Origin of the sequence: Micromonospora hortensis (assembly GCF_022230935.1) — a bacterium.
Taxonomy (GTDB): Bacteria; Actinomycetota; Actinomycetes; order Mycobacteriales; family Micromonosporaceae; genus Micromonospora; species Micromonospora hortensis.
In genome coordinates this window covers 83,673-100,172 of the sequence record NZ_JAKKFE010000016.1, presented here as the reverse complement: position 1 = coordinate 100,172, position 16,500 = coordinate 83,673, and the positions used below count along the sequence as shown (strand labels likewise).

Genomic DNA, 16,500 nt, shown 5'->3' with positions numbered 1-16,500 from the left:
GTCCTGCCCGCATCGGTGCGCGCACGGGTGACGGGCTGCTGGTCGGTCATGCCGCCCACGGTACCGCCGCGTCCGGCCGGGTCAGGCCGACGCCCGGACGGCGTGGCGACCGTCGCACTCGACACCGCCCGGGAACTTTTCCACCCGACCGGTGCAGACCACGCCGCAGCGCGGGCAACGCCCCGACCAGGCACGACCGGCGGCACAGACCCGGCGACGCCCCGACCGGGCACGGCCGGCAGCGCGGACCCGAGCATCGCCCCGACCGGGCGCGGCCGGCGGCGCAGACCCGCAACGCCCCGACTGGGCACGACCGGCCGCGCGGACCCGAGCATCGCCGGGGGCCGGTCCCACCACCGACCCGAACGCAGCGGGTCAGCCGGCCACCGCGAGTGCGAGCGGGAGCACGCCGGTCGCGCCGGCCCGGCGTAGGGCCCGGGCCACCAGCGTCATCGTCCAGCCCGAGTCGATCAGGTCGTCGACGAGCAGCACCGGGCCGTCCAGCCCAGCCAGGGCCTCGGCCAGGTCGGTCGGCACGGTGAAGGTGTCGTGCAGCGCGCGTACCCGTTGGGCGCTGTTGCCGCGCGGCCCGGCCGGGCCGTCGGGGCCGGTCGCGGTGACCTCGCCGAGCAGCGGCAGCCGGCCCACCGTGGCGATCCGCTCGGCGAGCGAGCCGAGCAGCCGGGGCCGCCGCCGGGAACCGACAGCGACCACCGCCACCGGCCGGCGGGGCCACGGGTCGTCGCCGTGTGCCCACGCCTTCAGCACCTCCACGACCGCGCCGGCGACGTCGTCGGGCAGCGGCGCGTCCGGCGCTTCCGGGCCGACGAGAGCACGCAGCCGGCCGCCCCAGCCCAGGTCGGAGAGGCGCCCGACGGCCCGGCCCGGCAGCGCCTGGTCCGCGGGGGCGATCCGGCCCTTGAGGGGTACGCCCACCGCGTCGAGCCCGGTCGGCCAGAGCTTCTTCGGCGCGATCTCCACGCCGGGTCGCCCCAGGAAGGTCTGCGCGGCGGCGAGCGCGGCAGTCGACACGTCCGCGACGAAGAGCGGGTCGGCGCACCTGTCGCACCGGCCGCAGTCGGCCGCCTCGGTGTCGTCCAGGCGTTCCCGTAGATACCGCATTCGGCAGTCGGACGTGGTCGCGTACTCCCGCATGGCCTGTTGCTCGACGGTGCGCGCCTCGGCGACGCGGCGCAACCGTGCCTCGTCGTAGACCCACGGCTCGCCGGTGGCGAGCCAACCACCGCGCACCCGGCGTACCGCGCCGTCCACGTCGAGCACCTTGAGCATCAGCTCCAACCGGGTCCGGCGCAGGTCGACGAGGGGTTCAAGCGCCTGGGTGGAGAGCGGGCGGTCGGCGTGCAGGGCGGCCAGCACGGCCCGGACCTGCTGCTCCGGTGGGAACGCCAGCGAGGCGAAGTAACGCCAGATCGCGGCGTCCTCGACGCCGGGCAGCAGCAGCACCTCGGCGTGCTCGACGGCGCGGCCCGCGCGGCCGACCTGCTGGTAGTACGCGATCGGCGAGGGTGGCGCGCCGAGGTGGACGACGAAGCCCAGGTCGGGCTTGTCGAAGCCCATTCCGAGGGCGCTGGTGGCGACCAACGCCTTGATCTTGTTGTCGAGCAGGTCCTGTTCGGCGGCGCGCCGATCGGCGTCGTCGGACTGCCCGCTGTACGAGGCGACCGGATAACCCCGGGAGCGCAGGAACTCGGCAGTCTCCCCCGCTGCCGCCACTGTCAGCGTGTAGACGATGCCCGAGCCGGGCAGCTGGTCCAGGTGGTCGGCGAGCCAGGCCAACCGGTGCGCCGGGCTGGGCAGGTCGAGCACCCCGAGGCGCAGCGACTCGCGGTCCAGGGTGCCGCGCAGGATGAGGGCGTCGCCCAGCTGCTCGGCGACGTCCTGGGTGACCCGGGCGTTGGCGGTGGCGGTGGTCGCCAGCACGGGAGTGCGCTCGGGCAGCTCGGCGAGGAACGTCCGCAGCCGCCGGTAGTCCGGCCGGAAGTCGTGCCCCCAGTCGGAGACGCAGTGCGCCTCGTCGACAACCAGCAGGCCGGTGGTCGCCGCCAACTTCGGCAGGACGCCGTCGCGGAAGTCCGGGTTGTTGAGGCGTTCCGGGCTGATCAGCAGCACGTCGACCGCGCCGCTCTGGATCTCGGCGGTGATCTCGTCCCACTCGTCGAGGTTCGCCGAGTTGATCGTGCGGGCCCGGATGCCGGCCCGAGCGGCGGCCTCGACCTGGTTGCGCATCAACGCCAGCAGCGGCGAGACGATGACTGTCGGGCCGGCCTGGTGGCCCTGCTCGCGGTCCCGGAGCAGGGCGGTGGCCACGAAGTAGACGGCCGACTTGCCCCAACCGGTGCGCTGGACGCAGAGCACCCGCCGCCGGTCGACGACCAGCGCCTCGATGGCGCGCCACTGATCCTCGCGCAGCCGGGCATGGTCACCGGCCAGCCGGCGCAGCACCGCCTCGGCCCGCTCGCGTACCGCTGCCCGCTCTGCTGTCTCCACCCGGCATTTCTACCAGCGCTGTCCGTCATCCCCCTGTTGATCAAGAGGTTTGCGTCATCATTCGGTCGGATTCCGACGCAAACCTCTTGATCAACGCGGTCGCGGGGCTTCAGCGGCCTAGGACTGAGCCGCCGTTGACGCCCAGGATCTGGCCTGTGACGTAGCCGGCCGCCGGGCTGGCCAGATAGCGGACCGCTTCGGCGATGTCGTCCGGCAGCCCGGCGCGTCCGACCAGGGTCGCCGCCACCCGCTTCGCGTGCCCCTCGGCGGTCATCCGGTCACCGAAGAACTCGGTCTCGGCGACGTAGCCGGGGCTCACCACGTTGACGGTGATCTGCTCCGGACCAAGCTGCGCGGCCAGGTCGTACGCCCAACCGTGCAGAGCCGCCTTCGCCGCCGAGTACGGCCCACCGCCGCCGCGCTGGGCGGCGATCGAGCTGACCAGGATCACTCGCCCGCCGGGTCGCCGCAGAGCCGGCCGCAGAGCCTCGGTCAGCAGCACGGCGGTGAGCACGTTGGCGTCCAGGTTGGCCCGCCAGTGCGCGGCGGTTCCGGCGAACGTGCCGGTGTCCCCGGCCAGGTAGCCGCCAGCGTTGTTGACCACCACGTCGACCGGCCGGTCACCAACCGCCGCGAGGACCGTGTCGAGCTGCTCCGGATCGGTCAGATCCGCGACCACCGTGGTGACCGCGTCCGGCCGCCCGCAGTCCGCGGCGATCTGCTCGGCGGCGGCCGTCAACACGTCCGCCCGCCGCCCGACGATCAGGACGTCGTAACCGTCGCGGGCGAGCACTCCCGCCACTGCCGCCCCGATCCCCGTCCCGCCCCCACTGACTACCGCAACCCGCGAGTCCATCTCCCGACCTCCCGTACGAAGAACCCCGTCGATCATGAAGCTATCGCCATGCGACGCGGCGTGTCATGGCAGTAACTTCATGATCGACGGGGTGAAAGCGGGTGCGAGCGGTCAGCGGCGGCGTGGGGGGCGGAGGGCTCGGGTCAGGTGGGACAGGCGGGGAGCCAGGCTGGTCAGGCCACCTGGGAAGAAGTAGACAGCCAGGATGAAGACAGTCCCCAGGACGAACAGCGGCTGGCTCAGCGGACGGCTGAGTACGGCCGGCAGGTTGTCCACCGCGTCGCTCGTGCCGAAGGCGGTGAGCCGGTGATCCAGGTACATGTAGAGGACACCACCGAGCACCGGACCCCACCGGGTGCCCGGCCCGCCGAGCACCACCATGACCAGCAGCGACAGGGTCAGCTCGGACGACGTGATGTGCGGCGACGCGCCGCCGACGATCAGGACGTAGACCACCCCGCCCGCCGACGCCAACCCGCCGGCCAGTGTGAACGCCACCAGCTTGTAGCGGTACGGGTCCAACCCGAGCACGCCGATCCGCCGCTCGTCGTCGCGCAGCCCGGCGAGCACCCGACCGGTCGGTGACCCGCTCACCCGGTGCACCACGAAGACCACCAGGGTCAGGTACGCCAGCGCCAACCAGTACAGGTTGACAGTGTTCGTCACTCCCACCAGGCCGGCGGGCAACCCGGACACGTCCAGCGGCAGGCCCTCCTCACCGCCGGTGAGCCCGCCGAAGTCCCGGGCCACCAGGATCGCGCCGACCTGGGCGAAGGCCAACGTGACCATGGCGAACGCGATACCCACCGTCCGCAGCGCCACCGCGCCGAGCAGCGCGGCGAGGATGGTGCCGCCGGTGACGGTCAGCAGCGCCGCCTGCCACAGCGGCAGACCGGCCCGGGTGATGAGGATGTCGGTGCCGTAGACACCGGCGGCGAAGTACAGGGCGTGCCCGAAGGAGAGCATCCCGGTCCGGCCGAAGAGCAGGTCGTACCCGGCCGCCAGCCCGCCGAAGATCAGGCAGATGGCGAGCAGTTGCAGGGTGCCGGGTGAGTTGACCGGCCCCTCGAAGATCCCCGGCAGGGAGATCGTCGAGTAGGGCAGGATCGCCAGCACGACCAGTGCGACGAGCGGCAGGAACGGGCGGACCCGGTGCCACCGCCCCCGCTGCGGACTCAGTTCGTCGGGCACCTGCGCGCGAGGCGCGTCGATCACCGTCATGCCGTTGCCACCTTTCCGGCGATGCCCTGCGGGCGCAGCAGCAGCACCACGGCCAGCAGCCCGACCACGCAGATGTCGCCCAGCCCGGACGTGCCGTAGTAGTTGACGAACTGCTGCACCAGCCCGACCACGACCGCCGCGTACGCGGAGCCGACCACCGAGCCCATCCCGCCGATCACCACCACGATGAACGCGAAGATCAGCAGCGAGCCGCCCTGCCCGGGCGAGACGGTGCCGAAGTAGACCCCGCCGAGCGCTCCGGCGAGCGCGGCGGCCGCCCCACCGATCGCGAAGACCAACGTGAACGCCTTGCGGACGTCGATGCCCAGCGCCGTCACCATCTCCCGGTTCTCCACACCGGCCCGGATCACCAGGCCGTACCGGGTCCAGCGCAGGAACGCCAGGATCGCACCGAGCACCAGCACCGCCGCGATGATCAGCAGCAGGCCACCGTTGGGCACCTGCGCGCCGAAGATCCCGGTCACCTGCCGGGTCCAGTCCGGACGCGGGAACGGCCGGGCGTCCGCACCCCAGGTGGCCTGGAGCAACGCCACCCCGGCCAGCGACAGCCCGACGGTGACCAGCACCTGCTCGATGGTGCGGGAGTACAGCGGGCGGATCAGCACCAGCTCGACCAGGATCGCGACAAGCGTTCCGGCGGCCACCCCGAAGGCGACAGCCAACACGAAGCCGAACCCGTCCGGGCCGGCGCCGGGCAGGTTGCCCGCCGCCCACCAGGTGCCGTACGCGCCGACGCCGAGGAACAGCCCGTGCGCGAAGTTGAGCACGTCGGCAAGGCCGAAGACCAGGGACAGGCCGGAGGCGACCAGGAAGTACAGCGCCGCCAGGCCGAGCCCGGTCAACGCCAACAGGATCACGGTGCCCATCAGTGCTGCACCTCCGCCGAGCCGACCCCGAGCAACGACTTCGTCAACGCGGTCTCCAACAGCAACTCGTGGGCGTCGCCAGTCCAGGCCACCTTGCCGGCGGCCAGCACGACCGCGTCGCGGGCCAGTCGGCGTACGACTGCCAGGTTCTGCTCGACCAGCAGCACCGGCACCGACTCCGCGACCCGTTCCAACACCTCGGCCACCTCGGTCACCACCTTCGGCGCCAACCCCTTGGTCGGCTCGTCGACGAGCAGCAGCCGGTTGTCGTTGAGCAGCACCCGACCGATGGCGAGCATCTGTTGCTGCCCGCCGGAGAGCGAACCGGCCCGTTGCCGTCCGCGTCGGTCCAGCTCCGGAAAGAGCGCGAAGACCTTGTCGTACGCCGGGGTGGTGCCGCGCCGCTCGGCGAGCCGCAGGTTCTCCGCGACGGTGAGGCCGGCGAACACGCAGCGGTCCTCGGGCACGTAGCCGAGCCCGCCGCGGACCAGCCGGTGCGTCGGCCGGGCCAGCAGACTCTGCGCGCCCATCCGGATGGTGCCGCGCACCTCCCCGGCGGGCGGGGTGAGGCCGACGATCGCGCGCAGCGTGGTGGTCTTGCCGACGCCGTTGCGACCGAGCAGAACTGTCACGCCGGTCGGGGCGACAGTGAACGACACCCCCTGGAGGATGTGCAGCCCGGAGATCCGGACCGACAGCTCCTCCACACTGAGGATCGGTTCCATCAGGGCTGCCTCCGTTCGCGACTGCGGGGCTCGCGAACCCGGCTCACTCCTCGCGCTCACAGTTGCTCCCCCAGGTAGGCCTCTTGCACTGTGGGGTTGGCCATCACCGTCTCCGGGGTGTCGCAGGCCAGCAGCGCGCCGTGGTGCATGACGGCGATGCGGTCGGCCAGTTCCAGGATGACGTCCATGTGGTGTTCGACCATCAGCACCGCCCGGCCGCTGTCGCCGGTCAACGACTTGATGACGGCGACCAGCTCCGGCACGTCCTCGGCGCTGACCCCGGCCATCGGCTCGTCCAGCAGCATCACCCGCGGTTCCCCGGCGAGCAGCAGGGCGATCTCCAGCTTGCGCTTCTCGCCGTGGGCCAGGGTGCCGGCGAGGGCCGTACCCCGGTGGGCGAGGCCGACCCGGTCGAGCGCCGCGTCGGCGGCGGCGGCGACCTCCCGGTCGGCCGCCGCCCTCCGCCACAGCGCCATCGAGCCCCCGCGGTGCGCCTGCACGGCGAGCCGGACGTTCTCCCGCACGCTCAGCGAGCCGAAGACCGAGGACGCCTGGAAGGTGCGGCCCAGACCGAGGCGGGCCCGCCGGTGCGGCGGAAGCGCACCGATGTCCTGCCCGTCCAGGACGATCCGGCCCTCGGTGGCCCGGCGCAGGCCGGTGATCAGGTTGAACAGTGAGGTCTTACCGGCGCCGTTGGGCCCGATGACGCCCAGGAACTCCCCGGGCGCCAGATCGAGGTAGACGCTGTCGACGATGGCGACCTCACCGATCCGCCAGGTCAGACCGCGGGTGGCGAGCATGGTCAGCCCTTCATGGCCACGGCCGGCGGCGCGGTCTCGTCACCGGTGAGGCTCTTCTGCGCGGTAGCCGTGAACGCGGTGCCGCTGCCGGTCAGCTTGGCCTGGAACATCGGCTGGAGCAGCGCGTGGTCGGCGGCCCGGATGGTCATCTTGCCCTTGACCCCGTCGAAGCTCCAGCCCTCCAGGGCGGTGACCATCTTGTCGACGTCGTCCCCACCCTCCTGCGCGGCACGGACCACCATCTGCGCGGCGGCGAAGCCGTCCGGGTGGAACAGGTCGATGGTGTTGACAGTGGCCTTCAGCGCCTTGCTGGCCTCAGTGTCGCTGGCACCGTCGAAGTAGTGCGACAGGAAGGAGATCTTCGCGCCGGCAGCACCGAAGGTCGGCCACGAGGCCCGGATGTCCAGGCCGGTGACGACAGTGGTCGACGACAGGACGCCCTGCTGGTCGAGGGTCTGCCACATGGCCGGGGCGGTGGTGCCCGCCCACGCCACGAAGAGCAGGTCCGGCTTGGCGGCCTTGATCTGGCTGGCGAACGGGGTGAACTCGGTGGCACTGGCCGGAGCGCGGACGCTGGTCACTGTCGCGCCGGCACTGCCGATGACGGCCTTGACGGCTGCCTCGTTGGCGTCACCGAACGCGCCGTCCTGGGCGAAGACCACTACCTTCTTGCCGGTGGGATCGCCGATGAACGACTTGGCGGTCACCACGTCCTGGTAGGACTGCCGTCCGGAGCGGAAGGTGTACTTGTTCGCGCCGGTCACCGCGTCCGTGGCGGCCGGGCCGGAGATGAACAGGACCTTGTTCTGCGCCGCGATCGGCGCGACCTGGAGCGCCACACCGGAGGCGGTGGAGCCGGCGATGATCTTCGTGCCCTTGCCGATCAGGTCCTTCGCCGCGGAGACCGCCTTGGCCGGGTCGCCGGCGTCGTCGACCTCGGTCAGCTCGATCTTCCGGTCACCGACCTTGCCGGTGCCCTTGGTGGCGAAGTCCAGCCCCGCCTTGAACCCCTCGATGTACTGCTTTCCATAGCTGGCCAGGGCTCCCGACTGGGAGTACACCAGGCCGACCTTGACCGGCGCGGCACTGTCGCCGCCGCCGGTGGCGGTGTCCTGCGGGCTGCCACAGGCCGTGGCGGCCAGCGCCGCGGCCATCATCGTGGCGGCGGAGAGGAACGCCCGCCGCGTCGTCCGGACCGTCATTGCTACTCCACATGAGGACTCAGAGGGAGAGAACTTCTTCGTGACGGCTCACGCTAGAAGTGACGTCACCCACGAGCTATGTGGCGGAAACACACAAGTAACAGGAATGAGGTGGCCGGGGGTTACAACGGGCCGCACCACCAGCCGGGAACCCAGGCTCTCGATGGCCCGAACCCCCACGGACCACCCGAGCCATGTGTCGCCCTGCGCCATTCGCCCGGTTCGGCCAGGGGTACCCCTTCAAGATCGTGCTCGATCCTGGTTGTAGTGGCCTCGGAGGGCTGCCACACCACTACTTCCTGGATCGAGTGCGATCTTGCGGCGCGGGCCGCCCAGACATGCCGCTGGCCCACCGTCCGGGTTGCGGAAGGCGGGCCAGCGTGTGGGCCGGGCGTGGTCGGCCCGGTGGTCGGCTCGGAGCGGATCAGCTCCGGGCCGAGATGTGGGTCAGCGGCCGGCGAGTGCGGCGACGGCAGTGTCCGGGTGGTCGCTGAAGACACCGTCGAGGCCCAGGCCAAGGAAGAGTTCGTACTCGGCGGTGATGTCGCCGCGCGCGTTCGGGTCGGCGCCGATCCGGAAATCCGCCGGGAGGAACTGGTTCTCGGCGCGGAACGTCCAGGAGTGCACGAGCAGGTGCTCCCGGTGCGCGTCGCGTACCACTGTGGTGGGGGCGAGCAGGGCGCCGGCGGCGTTCCGGGGGACGATCAGGTTCTTGTTCGCGCCGATGCCGTCGGCGTATCCGGCGATCCACTTCAGCCCGGCGGGCGTGACCAGATCCTGGTAGGTGCGGGCGTCACCGGCGGCGGTGAAGTCGTACGGGCGGCCGGTCGCGTCGAGCAGTTGAACGAGCTTCACGTCGGTGAGCCGGCTCAGGCGGCGCAGGTTGGCCGTCTCGAACGACTGGATGAAGACCGGCGAGTTCTTCCGGTCCAACCTGTTCTGCCGCAGCACCCGCAGCAGCGGTTCCTCCAACGGCAGTTTGATCGAGGCGAAGTAGCTCGGGTGCTTGGTCTCCGGGTAGATGCCGATGGTGCGGCCCCGTGCCCGCCCCTCGGTCCGGGCCAGGTCGATGACCTCCTGGAGGGTGGGCACCTCGAAGCGGCCGTCGAAGGCGGTGTTCGCCACGCGTACCTGCGGCAGCCGCTCCTTGGCCCGCAGCGTCTTCAGCTCGGCGAGGGTGAAGTCCTCGGTGAACCACCCGGTCACCGCGACACCGTCGATGGTCTTCGTCGCCTTGCGGGCCACGAACTCCGGGCGGGTCGACACGTCGGTGGTGCCGGAGATCTCGTTCTCGTGCCGGGCGACCAGCACGCCGTCGGAGGTGGAGACCAGGTCCGGCTCGATGTAGTCGGCACCCATCCGGATCGCCAACCGGTACGCCTCCAGCGTGTGCTCCGGCCGGTAGCCGCTGGCGCCACGGTGACCGATCACGATTGGTCGGTCGTTGACCCGGGAGCGATCCGCGTTGGCAGATGGTTCGGCCGCGGCCACGGTCGGCAGGGCCACGGCGGCGGCGAGCAGAGCGCTGGCCACGCCGAGGGTCGAAAGGGTACGTCGCAACGCCGTCTCCTGTCATCGATGGTCCGGGTAAGCAGACCGCCTGTGATTTGCCAGGAGTTGGTCGATGACTGGCCGGCAGATGAATCTCCGGAATGCCCGTTCCCACTCCGGGGCCGCGGGCGGACAGGAAGATTGTCTGGTGCGCCGGTTCTTCCGCAATCCCGTGCGGCTGGTGCCGTTCGCGTTCCTGGTGCCGATCCTGCTCGGCACCCTGTTGCTCATGGCGCGCTGGGCGACCGCCGAACACGTACGCCCACCCGTGGTCACCGCGCTCTTCACCGCCACCTCGGCCGTGTCGGTCACCGGCATGGCCATCACCGACACGCCGAACTACTGGTCCGGCTGGGGACTGTTGGTGATCACCCTGCTCACCCAGCTCGGCGGCCTCGGCATCCTCACCGTCGCGGCGTTGGTCATCCTCGTGGTCTCCAGTCAGCTCGGGCTGCGCAACCGGTTGCTGGTGCAAGCTGAGACGGCGGAGTTCGGCATCGGTGACGTGGGCCGGTTGCTCCGCCGGATCGCGCTGACCGTCTTCGCCTGCGAGGCGGTGATGACAGTGCTGGTCGCCGGTCGGCTGTGGCTGACCTACGACTACCCCTTCGGGCAGGCCCTCTGGTCGGGCGTCTTCCACGCCGTGCAGGCGTTCAACAACGGTGGCTTCGCGCTCTACAGCGAAGGGCTGCTGGCCTTCAGCCGTGATCCGTGGGTCTCGCTGCCCCTGGCGATCGGAGCGATCATCGGCGGTCTCGGGTTTCCCGCGCTCTTCGAGGCGGTCCGCGAGTGGCGGCAGCCGATCCGCTGGGCGGTGGCGACGAAGTTGACCATCTGGGGCAGCGCGGTGCTCCTGCTGGTGGGCTTCGCTGGCCTGCTCGCCGCCGAGTGGACCAACGCGAGCACGATCGGCCAGTACGACGTACCCGGGAAGGTCCTCGCGTCGTTCACCCAGATCGCGCTGAGCCGCACCGGCGGCTTCAGCATCCTGGACATCGCCGCGCTTCAGGAGGAGAGCTATCCCCTGCTGATCGTGCTGATGTTCATCGGCGGCGGCAGCGCCAGCACGGCCGGTGGCATCAAGGTCTCCACGTTCTTCCTGCTGGCGTTCACCATCTGGGCGGAGTTGCGGGGTGAGCCCGACGTGACGATCGGGCACCGGCGGGTGGCCACCGCGAGTCAGCGACAGGCCCTCACCGTGGCGCTGCTCAGCGTCGCGTTGGTGACGGCCGGAACGATGCTGTTGCTGCTGCTCACCGAGGGCGTCCGCTTCGTCGCGGCGCTGTTCGAGATCACCTCGGCGTTCAGCACCACCGGTCTGACCATCGGTCTGGCCGCCGAACTGCCGGCCGGCGGCCAACTGGTGCTGACCGTGCTGATGTTCATCGGCCGGGTCGGGACGCTCACCCTGGGGTCGGCTATCGCCCTGAACACCCGACGCCGGCTCTACCGCTACCCCCAGGAGCAACCCATTGTCGGATAGGGCGTGTTTCGGAAGCGTCGGCCGGCCCGCACGTCGGGAACGCGCCAGTGGAAGCGGGGAGGGCCGAGGTGTCGGCTAGACGGGCGGACAGCGGCGGCATCGTGGTGATCGGGCTGGGTCGATTCGGTTGCCACCTGGCCGGGTCGCTGACCCGGATGGACCGCGAGGTGTTGGCCATCGACCGCAGCCCGGCGACGGTGCAGCGATGGTCGGCGCAGCTCGACCGGGTGGTTCAGGCCGACGCGACCGAGGAGGGGGCGCTGCGACAGTTGGGCATCACCGGTTTCGGGCGGGCGGTGGTGGCCATCGGGGCCTCGGTGGAGGCGAGCGTGCTCACCGTGTTGGCGCTGGTCGAGCTGGGTGTGCCCCAGATCTGGGCGCGGGCCACCTCGCAGAAGCACGCCAAGATCCTGGCGTCGGTGGGCGCGCACCACGTGATCTTCCCGGAGGCGGAGACCGGGGACCGGGTCGCGCACCTGATCGTCAGCCGGTTGCTCGACTTCATCGAGTTCGACGACGACTTCGCCATCGCCACCGTCCGGGTGCCGGAGTCCCTGGTCGGGCGCACGGTGCTCGACCTGAAACCGGAGGAGCGCTTCGGGGTACGCGTGGTCGGCGCCAAGCTGCCGGGCGAACGCTTCCGGTACACCTCCGACGACACCACGCTTCCCCAGGGTGGGGTGCTCATCGTCGAGGGCGGGATCGACCAGGTGCAGCGATTCGCGGGGATGCGCTGACCCTGCTGCCGGACCGGTCGGGGCCGTCGAACCAACTCATCCGACGGCCCCCGAAGCATGGCGACGCGGTGTGGCCTGCCTACTTCTTCCGGTGACCACGCGGCCCCTTGGTCACCTTTCCGCTTTTCCCGGACCACCACCGTTGGCCTTCGCGGGCTTCGCCGGGGCCTTCGCGGGCTTCGCCGGCTTGGCCTTCGACGCGCCGCCGCCCGAACCGGAGCCGCTGGACCCCTTCGCCGCCTTGGGCGGGGCCTTCGTCGTGGCGGCCTTGCTCGGCGGCGCCGTGGACGGTGCGCTACCGGCGACGCCGGACACCCGAACCCCGCAGGTCGCCTCGCCCAGCCGGAACTCCACAGGCAACGGGTTCGCCCCGCTGTACCTACCCGTGAGGGTCACCTTCTCGGCCGCACCGGGGGCCAGCGTGGTGCGCTGGGCCGCCGGTCGGATCAGCACACTGCTCCCCTGCTGGTGCACCGGCGCGGGCTCCGCCTTCGTCACCTTTTGCTGCCCGGGAAAGGTGAAGCTCATCGCCCAGTCCCGCAACTCACGGCCACCGGTGTTGGTCAACGTCAGCTCAGCGGAGAACTCGGTGCCGGAGTCCGTGCGCAACGCGTACGCCACCTCGCAGGGCGCCGCCGCCGGCAGACCCATCCGAGCCTCGGTCGTCGGCCGGTCCCCTCCGCTGGCCGGGCTGCGCGACGTGAACCCCCACATCGCACCGGTGACCGCGATCAGCCCGACGGCGGCCACTCCGGCCTCCACCCGCCGACGCCGGGTCACCCGCTGCCGCGTCCGACGGTCCCGGTTGCGGGTCCGCGACAGCGGCAACGCGTCGGTCGCCGCCGACCAGGGCAGGATCGTGGTACGCGCACTGCCGAGCATTGCCGCGTCCAACGGCCCGGCAGCCGGGGAGACCGGCACCGCCGCGAGCATGCCGGCCGCCTCGGCGAGCGTCCGGGTCAGCTCGGCGGTGGCCGGCCGGTCGGCGGGCCGCTTCGCCAGGCATCGTCCGACCAGGTCGGCCACCCCGTCGGGCAGCCCCGGGACGGTGGGCATCGGCTCCGGGTCGTTGTACATGTGGGCGCGCAGCATCTGCGTGGTCGTGCTGGCCTGCCACGGCAGTCGGCCGGTGAGCATCCGGTAGAGCAGCAGCCCGACGGCGTACACGTCGGTGGCCGGGGAGACCTGGCCGTTGTCCAGCCGCTCCGGGGCGAGGTACGCGGGAGTGCCCAACAGCGTGCCGTCCGGGCCCTTCTCGCTCTCCCCGACGAGCGCGGAGATGCCGAAGTCGACAACCTTGACCCCGGTCGAGGTGAGCATGACGTTGCCCGGGGTGACGTCGCGGTGCACCACCCCGCGAGCGTGCGCGGTGGCCAGCGCCGAGCTGACCTCGGCGCCGATGGTCACCGCCTCCCGCCACGGCAGTTGGCTCTCCCGACCCAATCGGCTGGCCAGCGAAGCGCCGTCGACCAGCTCCATCACCACGTACGGCACGGTCAGCCCGACCTGCACGGACTCGCCGTAGTCGTACACGTTGGTGATGTTGGGGTGGCAGAGCCGCGCGGCGGCCTGCGCCTCGATCCGGATGCGGTGGCGGAAGGCCCGGTCGCTGGCCAGCCGGGACGCCAACACCTTCACCGCGACCTGGCGACCGAGCACCTCGTCGTAGCCACGCCAGACCACCGACATGCCGCCCGCGCCGAGCTGCTCGATCAGCCGGTACCGCTCATCGAGCAACTGCGCGCCGTTCCGGTCCCCACCACCCATGGTGAGCGATGTTGCCCAGGAACCGCCCGCCTACACCTGGAGTATCGGAATCGGTCAGGATTGTCACCCGATCAGGCGGTGGCCAGCAGTTGGTCCACCGGGGCGTAATCGTCGGTCAACACAAGCGCCTCGCCGACGAAGTCCGTCAGCGCCGCACCGGACAGCAGGCTGACCTTCGGGTCCACCTCGGCCAACCGGGCCCGGACGGCTTCCAGCGGCAACGGCGCGTCGGAGCCGACGATGAGGAAGTTGGAGCCCTGCTCCTGGGCCAGCGCTTCCGGCGGCGCGATCAACGCGACGTGCCCGAACTCGGCGGTCACAGTGGCCAACTCGGCGCGGATGAACCGCAGCGGCGGGTAGTCGATGACGTTCTGCACGTACACGCCGCCGGGGCGGGTCACCCGCCGGACGTCGGCGGCCATCTCCCGGGTGGCCAGGTGCCAGGGCACCACCAGGTGCCCGAACGCGTCGCCGACCACCAGGTCACGGCTGTCGGTCGGCTCGCCGGCAACCAGCATCCGTGCGTCACCCACCACCGCCCGCAGGTCCGGCCCCGGTCGTACGCCCAGCTCCTGCTCACTCAGCTCGACCAGCCCGCCGTCGATCTCGAACACCAGGTTGTCGGTGCCCGGTCGGGTCGCGGTCAGGTATCGCGGCACAGTGAACCCACCGCCGCCCAGGTGCAGCGCGTCCAGGCGCTGACCGGCCGGCGCGGCGACGTCGCTGACCGCGCCGATCCACTTCGTGTACGCGTACTCCAGGTGTTTCGGGTCGGCGAGGTCCACGTACGAATGCTGGGCGGAGTTGAGCAGCAGCGTCCGCCCGGTGGGCCGGGCCTGGTCCTCGGTGACCCGGGCGCAGTGGTACGCGGTCTCGATGTCGCACGGGTTGGGCGCCACAGTGGTCAGCCCCGCCCCGGCCAGGCCGAGCACTGCCAGCGCGGCCCGGGCCCGGGCCGGACCAGGCAGCTCGGTGGGCTCCTGCCGGCGCAGGTACCAGCCGAGGCCGATGCCGACCAGCCCGAGCGCGAGCGACAGGGCCAGCAGGATGACGGTGCTGCGCAGCGCGGCGACCAGCACGAACCCGGTCAGCAGGGTCGCGGTGATGCCGCCGAGGGTGCCGATCCCGGAAAGTCGACCGACCACCTGGCCGGTACGGCGCAGGTCGGCGAGCTGAAGTTTCACCACCAGCGGGGTGACAGCGGCCAGCAGCGCGGCCGGCACGAACACCGCCAACGCGACAAGCAGCAGGATGCCGCTCGCCGCACCGCCGCGCAGCACCTCACCGGCGTACCGGACGACGGGCAGGGTGACGGCGGTGGCGATGCCGGCCAGCACCAACGCCGGCGCCAGCAGGCCCCGCGGGTTACGTCGGTCGGCCAGCCAGCCGCCGGACCACGCCCCGTAGGCGATAGCGGCCAGCGCGATGCCGATCACCGAACTGGTCACCTGGAGGGTCACCCCGACATAGGGGCCGACCAGGCGCAGCGCGACGGTCTCCAGCACCAGCACGGCGCCGCTGGAGAAGAAGACCAGGAAGGCGGCCAGGCCGTTGGGCAGCGCCCGGCCGGTGACCGGCACGGGCGGGGCCGGGGGTGCCGGCAGGGCCGCTACGTCGGACGGTGGGGAGCTCATCGTCGCGATGGTACGCAGCGAAGCTGGTGCAACGGGTCAGTACATCGAGAGATGAACATGGTTTGTGTGTGACGCCGCCGGAGAGCCGCTTCCGCTGTACGAGCGCCAACCCGTGCCGGGATGCCAGATCTGCCGGTACCAGATCACGTAGAGCACGCCCAGCCGGTCGGCGTTGCGCACGTGCCAGGCGGCCAGGCTGTCCCCGTACGACTTGTCGCCGCCGGTCGCGTTCTTGTCCTCGAAGCCGTTCGTGGCGGCCGAGAAGTCGCAGGCCCGGCCCTTCGGATGCTCGCCGCCGCCACCGCTGCGCTTGCAGGAGACGTGCCGCTTGTAGCCGGCCGCCTGGGTCTGCTTGAGCGCGTTGAGGGTGCGTGGGGTGATGCACCCGGAGGTGGTCGGGTCCTTCACCGAGCAGGACTCCGACGGCCAGGACCCGTCGGAGTTGCGCGGCGCCGGCTTCGCCGAGGCGGAGCTGCCACCGCTGAAACCGTTGCTGCCGCCGGAGCTGACCTCGGCGAGCGCCTCCTCGGCTTCTTTCTTCTTCTTCGCCATCACGGCGAGTTGCTTCTGCTGCTCGCGGACCTCGGCGTCGATGGCGACCTTGGCCTGCTGCGCCTGCTGCCGGGCTTCGGTGAGGTCACGCAGCCGCTTGCTGTCCCGCTGGGCCATCAGGTCGAGGTCGCCCGCGCGTTGCAGGAACGCCTCCGGCGTGGCGGTGTTGAGCAGCATCGAGACCGCGCTCAGCCGACCCACCCGGTACGACTGGGCGGCCACCTCGCCCACCTGGCTGCTGAGCCCGACCAGCCGACCCTCCAGCGTCGTCAGCTCGCCGGTCAGCGCCGTCTGGCGACGCTTGGAGTTGTCCAGCTTGGCCTTGGCCTCGATGTGGCCCTTGGCGGTCAGCTCCAGTGCGTCCTGCAACTTCTTGCTGCCACCCTCGCCAGGCTCCGCGTACGCGGGCACTGCGGCACCGCCGAGTGCCAGCGCGACGGCGGCGAGCACGGCGAACAGGGCGCGGCGACCGAGCCGCGGGCTGAGCCTGGTCCTGGGCACGAAAGCGTCCTTCCGTCGACCGCCGGCCCCCGATGAACACTGCACGGCGGCGCCGGTCGGCGGCCTGCTGGCGGAG

The 16,500-nt window shown here is 71.3% G+C and carries 13 protein-coding genes; 2 read left to right on the top strand and 11 right to left on the bottom strand.

The annotated features are described in order from the left end of the window. Positions 1–375 precede the first annotated feature (375 nt). The 8 genes from NIE111_RS12595 to NIE111_RS12560 all read right to left on the bottom strand — a co-directional run bounded on the left by NIE111_RS12595 (position 376) and on the right by NIE111_RS12560 (position 9,759). Positions 376–2,508 carry a RecQ family ATP-dependent DNA helicase gene (locus NIE111_RS12595; RefSeq protein ID WP_238684572.1) on the bottom strand — a complete coding sequence of 711 codons (2,133 nt, stop codon included), beginning with the start codon at positions 2,506–2,508 and terminating at the stop codon, positions 376–378. A 109-nt stretch (positions 2,509–2,617) separates the two neighbouring features. Then, positions 2,618–3,364: an SDR family NAD(P)-dependent oxidoreductase gene (locus tag NIE111_RS12590; protein WP_238684571.1), complete on the bottom strand. Its 747-nt coding sequence runs from the start codon at positions 3,362–3,364 to the stop codon at positions 2,618–2,620. 111 nt (positions 3,365–3,475) lie between these two features. After that, on the bottom strand, positions 3,476–4,585 hold the full coding sequence (locus tag NIE111_RS12585; protein WP_238684570.1) for a branched-chain amino acid ABC transporter permease: 1,110 nt from the start codon (positions 4,583–4,585) through the stop codon (positions 3,476–3,478). Further along, positions 4,582–5,472, bottom strand: a complete 891-nt coding sequence (locus NIE111_RS12580; RefSeq protein WP_112584735.1) for a branched-chain amino acid ABC transporter permease — start codon at positions 5,470–5,472, stop codon at positions 4,582–4,584. The genes NIE111_RS12585 and NIE111_RS12580 overlap by 4 nt, the downstream gene beginning before the upstream one ends. Continuing rightward, positions 5,472–6,197 (bottom strand): ABC transporter ATP-binding protein, encoded by a 726-nt coding sequence (locus tag NIE111_RS12575; RefSeq protein WP_238684569.1) that lies wholly within the window; start codon positions 6,195–6,197, stop codon positions 5,472–5,474. The genes NIE111_RS12580 and NIE111_RS12575 overlap by 1 nt, the downstream gene beginning before the upstream one ends. Before the next feature lie 56 nt (positions 6,198–6,253). After that, positions 6,254–6,997, bottom strand: a complete 744-nt coding sequence (locus NIE111_RS12570; protein ID WP_196929416.1) for an ABC transporter ATP-binding protein — start codon at positions 6,995–6,997, stop codon at positions 6,254–6,256. A gap of 2 nt (positions 6,998–6,999) precedes the next feature. Further along, the gene (locus tag NIE111_RS12565; RefSeq protein ID WP_238684568.1) at positions 7,000–8,199 is read right to left on the bottom strand and encodes a substrate-binding domain-containing protein; all 1,200 of its coding nucleotides are present in this window, start codon (positions 8,197–8,199) and stop codon (positions 7,000–7,002) included. A gap of 447 nt (positions 8,200–8,646) precedes the next feature. Then, a complete protein-coding gene (locus NIE111_RS12560; protein WP_238684567.1) occupies positions 8,647–9,759 on the bottom strand; it encodes a glycerophosphodiester phosphodiesterase in 1,113 nt (370 codons plus the stop codon). Between the two features lie 139 nt (positions 9,760–9,898). Between NIE111_RS12560 and NIE111_RS12555 the strand changes: the two genes are divergently transcribed. Further along, a complete protein-coding gene (locus NIE111_RS12555) occupies positions 9,899–11,233 on the top strand; it encodes a TrkH family potassium uptake protein (protein ID WP_238684566.1) in 1,335 nt (444 codons plus the stop codon). 68 nt (positions 11,234–11,301) lie between these two features. Further along, a complete protein-coding gene (locus NIE111_RS12550; protein WP_238684565.1) occupies positions 11,302–11,970 on the top strand; it encodes a potassium channel family protein in 669 nt (222 codons plus the stop codon). Positions 11,971–12,081: 111 nt separating this feature from the next. On the opposite strand, the gene NIE111_RS12545 is transcribed toward NIE111_RS12550, so the two are convergent. The 3 genes from NIE111_RS12545 to NIE111_RS12535 all read right to left on the bottom strand — a co-directional run bounded on the left by NIE111_RS12545 (position 12,082) and on the right by NIE111_RS12535 (position 16,424). Then, positions 12,082–13,737 carry a serine/threonine-protein kinase gene (locus tag NIE111_RS12545; RefSeq protein WP_238684564.1) on the bottom strand — a complete coding sequence of 552 codons (1,656 nt, stop codon included), beginning with the start codon at positions 13,735–13,737 and terminating at the stop codon, positions 12,082–12,084. 71 nt (positions 13,738–13,808) lie between these two features. Beyond that, complete coding sequence (locus tag NIE111_RS12540) at positions 13,809–15,371, bottom strand: fused MFS/spermidine synthase (RefSeq protein WP_238684563.1); 1,563 nt, start codon at positions 15,369–15,371, stop codon at positions 13,809–13,811. Positions 15,372–15,407: 36 nt separating this feature from the next. After that, positions 15,408–16,424, bottom strand: coding sequence for a coiled-coil domain-containing protein (locus NIE111_RS12535; protein ID WP_238684562.1), 1,017 nt, complete (start codon positions 16,422–16,424; stop codon positions 15,408–15,410). Between the last annotated feature and the right edge of the window lie 76 nt (positions 16,425–16,500).

Excerpts from the sequence above, each read along its gene's own strand:
- NIE111_RS12590 (WP_238684571.1), bottom strand. The coding sequence starts at position 3,364 with ATGGACTCGCGGGTTGCGGTAGTCAGTGGGGGCGGGACGGGGATCGGG.
- NIE111_RS12585 (WP_238684570.1), bottom strand. The coding sequence starts at position 4,585 with ATGACGGTGATCGACGCGCCTCGCGCGCAGGTGCCCGACGAACTGAGT.
- NIE111_RS12580 (WP_112584735.1), bottom strand. The coding sequence starts at position 5,472 with ATGGGCACCGTGATCCTGTTGGCGTTGACCGGGCTCGGCCTGGCGGCG.
- NIE111_RS12575 (WP_238684569.1), bottom strand. The coding sequence starts at position 6,197 with ATGGAACCGATCCTCAGTGTGGAGGAGCTGTCGGTCCGGATCTCCGGG.
- NIE111_RS12570 (WP_196929416.1), bottom strand. The coding sequence starts at position 6,997 with ATGCTCGCCACCCGCGGTCTGACCTGGCGGATCGGTGAGGTCGCCATC.
- NIE111_RS12565 (WP_238684568.1), bottom strand. The coding sequence starts at position 8,199 with ATGACGGTCCGGACGACGCGGCGGGCGTTCCTCTCCGCCGCCACGATG.
- NIE111_RS12545 (WP_238684564.1), bottom strand. The coding sequence starts at position 13,737 with ATGGGTGGTGGGGACCGGAACGGCGCGCAGTTGCTCGATGAGCGGTAC.
- NIE111_RS12540 (WP_238684563.1), bottom strand. The coding sequence starts at position 15,371 with ATGAGCTCCCCACCGTCCGACGTAGCGGCCCTGCCGGCACCCCCGGCC.